Raw genomic sequence first — 1080 nt, forward strand, 5'->3', positions numbered from 1 at the left:
ACCTGTGGTGCATGCGTTGCCATTAGATCACGCCAGACCTGCGGTGCAGAGCTTTACAGGTGCTTTCCATATCTCCCATATCAATAAAAGTACTTATAAGGCTTTGACGGGCTTGTGTCAGGCGCAGGGGGCTACTTTATTTATGGGACTGCATGCTGCATTTTCGGTGTTGCTGTCCCGTTACAGCAATGAACAAGATATTGTTATTGGCACGCCGGTGGCGAACAGAGAGCAGGTAGAAGTGGCCGGTTTGATAGGTTTCTTCGTTAATACCTTGGTGCTACGGAGCGACTTATCTGGTAAGCCGAGTTTCCAGGCGCTGCTAGAGCAAAGTAAAAACATGCTGCTGGACGGTTATGCCCATCAGCAGGTGCCGTTTGAACAAATTGTTGAGCGTTTGCAGCCGGAGCGGAGCCTGAGCCACAGCCCGTTATTCCAAGTGATGCTGGCGCTGCAAAACAATGACGATGGTCAGTTGTCCTTGCCGGGCATAGAATTGACGACATTAGAGGGCGCTGGCGGTAAAAATGCCAAATTTGACTTAACGCTGAATTTGGTTGAAGAGGAAGACGGCCAGACCTTGAGCTGGGTGTTTAATACCGATTTGTTTGAGCGCGACACAATAGCGCGTATGGCGGAGCATTTTGAGGTCTTGTTATCCGCTCTGGTACAGGCACCTGAGCAGGATGTCTTTAGCCATGAGTTGGCGACGGCGCAGGAGCGGGAGCAGTTACTTGGGCGCTGGAATAATACCGAGGCAGAAGTACCATTGGAGTACTGTCTCCATGAACTCTTTGCTGAGCAGGCTGCTCGTTTTTCGAAGAAAACCGCTCTAGTCTGTGATGGTATGAGCCTTAGTTACGGTGAGTTAAACCGCCGCGCGAATCAGCTGGCCCATTATCTGAAAGCGCAAGGTGTGAAGCCAGATACCCTTGTCGGGCTTTGTGTTGAACGCTCGGTGGATATGGTGGTAGGTATTCTGGGGGTCCTCAAAGCTGGTGGAGCCTATGTGCCGCTTGACCCGGCTTATCCGCAGGCACGACTGGCCTATATGCTTAGCGACACGAACGTCGCTCTGGT

Annotated in this window: 1 protein-coding gene; it reads left to right on the forward strand. The window is 51.6% G+C overall.

All coding sequences use genetic code 11. The features are described from left to right. Positions 1–1080, forward strand: a 1080-nt coding sequence (locus tag A587_RS24405; RefSeq protein ID WP_036965327.1) for a non-ribosomal peptide synthetase, incomplete at both ends; no start/stop codon positions are given.

This window comes from Pseudoalteromonas sp. NJ631, from assembly GCF_000276645.1.
Taxonomy (GTDB): Bacteria; Pseudomonadota; Gammaproteobacteria; order Enterobacterales; family Alteromonadaceae; genus Pseudoalteromonas; species Pseudoalteromonas piscicida.